Source organism: Mesorhizobium sp. M2A.F.Ca.ET.037.01.1.1, from assembly GCF_003998075.1.
Classification (GTDB): Bacteria; Pseudomonadota; Alphaproteobacteria; order Rhizobiales; family Rhizobiaceae; genus Mesorhizobium.
Map to the genome: position 1 here is coordinate 1 of NZ_RZSA01000907.1, position 2,644 is coordinate 2,644.

Below are 2,644 nucleotides of genomic sequence, written 5' to 3' on the forward strand. Positions count from 1 at the left end.
GGGTGCGGCTCGGCATGTTCTGGAGCTGCTCGCGGGTCAGCGACAGCGGCTTCTCGACCAGCCCGGTGACCTCCAGGCGCCAGTCGGCGAAATTGTTGGCGAGCAGACCCTTGTAGGTGTCGTCATCGGGCGCCGTGACGCCATTCGGCCGCTGCGGCTGACGGATATCGGCCTCGGTGAATTCCGGCGCCAGCGCGTCGCGGCCTGCAAGAAAGCGCTGCGCGCGGTAAGTCAGACCGTTGGCGTTTTCGAGGAAGCTGCGCAGGCCGCCACCAATGCCGAGACCGCTGTCGAAGGCGTCGCAGCCCGATAATGCGATGCCTGACAGGCCGAGGCTGCTCGCGGTCAAGAATTTACGGCGGCTGATCTGGAATTTTGCCATCTCAGGCGCTCCTCTCGGTCGGCTGGTCGTGCTTTGCGGGCGGGTCGGTGCGGTACCAGCCGGTGATGATCGAGCGCAGCTCGTTGATCGGGCCGGCGGCCAGGATCATCAGGATGTGGACGATGAAGAAGAGGACGAGCAGCACCATGACGGCGAAATGGATGGTGCGCGCCGTCTGTCGGCCGCCAAGGATTTCGTTGAGCCATGGCAGCACCGAATCCATGCTTGGCGACATGGCGAGCCCGGTCACGATCATCAACGGCAGAGCCACGAACAGCACGCCGCCATAAGCCATCTTCTGCAGGGTGTTGTACTCACGGGTGTGGTGGAATTTCAGCTTCGCGTGGTCGACGATGTCGCGCGGCAGCTTGCGCATATCCGAGAGGCGAGGGGCGAGGTCTCGGCGGATGTGGCCGTTGACCAGGCCGGCGATCAGCCAGACGAGCAGCGTCGTGGTTAGGATCCAGGCGAAGAAGAAATGCACGACGCGGGCGGTGCCAAGGTCGTAATAGGAGGGAATGGTCGCCCAGGCCGGAAAGGCGCGGGGCGTTTCCTGTCCGGGCGGACCCGACCAGCCGAGCACGCCGGTAGTGTCGAAGCGGTGGCCGAGGATCGCGGTGAAACCGCGCGGACCGTTGGCGGTGTTTTCGGCGCCGATCTCGAGAATGGTGTTGTTGAACTCGAAACCGGACTGCTTGCCGAGATAAAGCTGCGGCCGCGCGTTGAAGATCTGCAGGCCGGAAAGCAGCATGAAGAACAGCGAGAAAGCCCACAGCCAATGGGTCAACCGCGTCCAGCGCGACTGCCGGTAGATGAGGGTGGTGTCCACTTCGTCCACCTTGGGGGTGGATTGGTTGTTGGCAACAGCGTCCATCTTGCCTCCGGCCGCCTCAGGCAGGCGGCTTCTCAGGTCCTTGTCTTCCCTCAATACGTCGCCGCACAAGGCAATGTTTCATGCGATCACGGATTTATTACGGAGAGCCCAGGGTGACCGCGAGATTGACCGCCGCGGCAACGATCACCGTGTTGAAGAAAAAGCTCAGGATCGAGTGGACAAGCACGACAAGGCGCATTTGCGAGGTGGTTATGGCCGTGTCCGCCGTCTGCGCCGTCATGCCGATGACCGTCGCGAAATAGAGGAAGTCCCAACCTTCTGGTCTTTTGCCGCCGGGAAAATCGAGGCCGCCGACCGGCATTTTCTTCTGGGTTTTCTGATCGATCTCGCCTCCATCCTTCCAATAGACATGCGCATAGTGAAGCGACGCCATGGCGTGGATGGTGAACCAGCCGAGCGGGATCGACAGCATGGCGAAGGCAAGCTGCCAAGGGTGCGCCGCATCTTTCTGATTGATCAAAAGAAACAGCGAGACGATGGCCGCAACGACGACGAAGAACGTGACGGCGAAGATAAGCAGCACGGGCATGTCCGTCGCGCGCGCGTTCCTGCTGAGATAGCGGCCGGTGAGGCTCGGCATCAGCGCCAGCACCATGGCGATATAGCTCACGAAGAACACATTGGCGCCGATGGAGTAGGGGAGCGGTGCCTTGAGCAGAAGAGCCACCAGTAGGGCGACGATGCCGATCGCAAAGGCCAGTGCGAACTGCATGTGGCGATGCATCGGCGTCTTGAGGTCTTCACCCATGGGTCGGGTCCCTGAAGACGTTGGATCAATCCGGTGTGACGGATTTGAGCGCGCGCCGCAAGATGCGGTCGAGCTCGCCTAGAAACTGCGACCTGTCCTTTTGCGTGAAGGAGGCATTGAAGCCGCGGCTTTCGCCGGTCTCGCGCAGATGCTGCTTCAGATCGCGCATCGCCACCGCCATGCCGATGGTTTCCGGGGTGAACGGGCGTCCGGTCGGCCCCAGCACATGCGCGCCGAGCGCCACCGTGCGCGCGGCAAGCGGAATGTCGGCCGTCACCACGATGTCGTTCTCCCTGGCGTTCTCGACGATCCAGTCGTCCGCGGCATCGGCGCCTTTGGAGACGACGACATTGCGGATCATCGGATCGCGCGATGGGCGCAGGCCGCCATTGGAGACATAGGTGACGACAACCCCATGACGCTCGGCGACCTTCTCGACCTCGGCCTTGACCGGGCAGGCGTCGGCATCGACGTAGATCATGATTTCCCGAGCGATCGGCGACTCCTGGCGGCTATTTGTCTTCCGGCGCCAGTTCCACCAGCAACCGAGTGACGATCATGTCACGCAGCACGATGCCCTCCGGCACCCCGGCGGCGGTGATGGCCACGAGTCTGGCTG

3 protein-coding genes and 1 pseudogene are annotated in these 2,644 nt (G+C 62.5%); all 4 read right to left on the bottom strand.

What is annotated here, in order from left to right; all coding sequences use genetic code 11:
- Positions 1–382, bottom strand: a pseudogene (locus EOA27_RS31095) (molybdopterin oxidoreductase); the annotation flags it as partial.
- A gap of 1 nt (position 383) precedes the next feature.
- Positions 384–1,256, bottom strand: a complete 873-nt coding sequence (locus tag EOA27_RS31100; RefSeq protein ID WP_126082371.1) for a cytochrome b/b6 domain-containing protein — start codon at positions 1,254–1,256, stop codon at positions 384–386.
- A gap of 97 nt (positions 1,257–1,353) precedes the next feature.
- The gene (locus EOA27_RS31105) at positions 1,354–2,025 is read right to left on the bottom strand and encodes a DUF1345 domain-containing protein (RefSeq protein ID WP_126082372.1); all 672 of its coding nucleotides are present in this window, start codon (positions 2,023–2,025) and stop codon (positions 1,354–1,356) included.
- A 25-nt stretch (positions 2,026–2,050) separates the two neighbouring features.
- Positions 2,051–2,506, bottom strand: a complete 456-nt coding sequence (locus EOA27_RS31110) for a YaiI/YqxD family protein (RefSeq protein ID WP_126082373.1) — start codon at positions 2,504–2,506, stop codon at positions 2,051–2,053.
- Positions 2,507–2,644: the final 138 nt, after the last annotated feature.

What these genes read in the sequence shown, in the direction of transcription:
- EOA27_RS31100 (WP_126082371.1), bottom strand. Translation starts at nt 1,256, where the DNA reads ATGGACGCTGTTGCCAACAACCAATCCACCCCCAAGGTGGACGAAGTG.
- EOA27_RS31105 (WP_126082372.1), bottom strand. Translation starts at nt 2,025, where the DNA reads ATGGGTGAAGACCTCAAGACGCCGATGCATCGCCACATGCAGTTCGCA.
- EOA27_RS31110 (WP_126082373.1), bottom strand. Translation starts at nt 2,506, where the DNA reads ATGATCTACGTCGATGCCGACGCCTGCCCGGTCAAGGCCGAGGTCGAG.